1 protein-coding gene is annotated in these 857 nt (G+C 29.9%); it reads left to right on the plus strand.

The genetic code is table 11. From position 1 onward, the window contains the following. The first annotated feature begins 53 nt into the window (after positions 1–53). The gene (locus tag ACOSP6_RS00420; protein WP_422092443.1) at positions 54–785 is read left to right on the plus strand and encodes an SMI1/KNR4 family protein; all 732 of its coding nucleotides are present in this window, start codon (positions 54–56) and stop codon (positions 783–785) included. The last annotated feature ends 72 nt before the right edge of the window (positions 786–857 follow it).

An 857-nucleotide genomic window follows, 5' to 3' on the forward strand; every position in this document is an offset into this window, starting at 1 on the left:
TTCCCGCAAAAAATCATACACAAATACGTTGGCAACAATTGCTCAAAAAATAAATGGATAATCTTTTAGAACAAATTGAAAGAATTAAAATAAAACTTGAAATAGCAAAAAAAGTTGATAAAAAACTAAAAGTATTTGGAGCGTCTAGTCATAAATATAAAATTGGAAATACTATTTCAGAAGAGAAAATAAAATTGTTCGAAAAGAAATATAATATCCAATTACCTGCGAGCTATACCTCTTTCTTAACCAAGATTGGAAATGGTGGGATTTCTTATGAAAAATCTGCTGTTGGTCCGTTTTATGGAATTTATCCTTTAGGAAAAAACATTAATGAACTAGTTGATTATCCAAACATTTATCTTTCTGAAAAGGTGAAAATTCATCCAAATATGAGCGATGAATTTTGGAGTGATTTAATTAAAAAATTAGAAGATGATTCTGATATGACAGATGATGAATATGATAAAGAAATGGGAAATTTATTTGCTGGAATTTTGCCTATTGGTTCTCAAGGTTGTACCTATCTTCATGGATTAATATTAAATGGTAAATTCAGAGGAAGAGTTGTTAATCTTGATTTATCAAGACAAAAACCAAAATTTACATTTGAAAACAATTTTCTAGATTGGTATGAGAGATGGCTTGACGAAGTTATTACTGGTAGACTTTTAAATGATACACCTTCTTGGTTTGGATATCAACACAGTGAAAACCCAAGAATTGAGTTGGATGAATTAAAAAAATTTAGACAAAAAAAATGGTATGAAATATGGAAAACGTAACTGTTGCCAACAAGGTGTATAATTAATTGCGGCTGTCCCGAAGCTTCGGGACCTCACCGGAAATTCAATCTT

The organism is Tenacibaculum sp. MEBiC06402 (assembly GCF_049239625.1).
Classification (GTDB): domain Bacteria; phylum Bacteroidota; class Bacteroidia; order Flavobacteriales; family Flavobacteriaceae; genus Polaribacter.

Bases quoted from the DNA above. Each gene is read 5' to 3' on its own strand.
- ACOSP6_RS00420 (WP_422092443.1), top strand. From the start codon at position 54: ATGGATAATCTTTTAGAACAAATTGAAAGAATTAAAATAAAACTTGAA.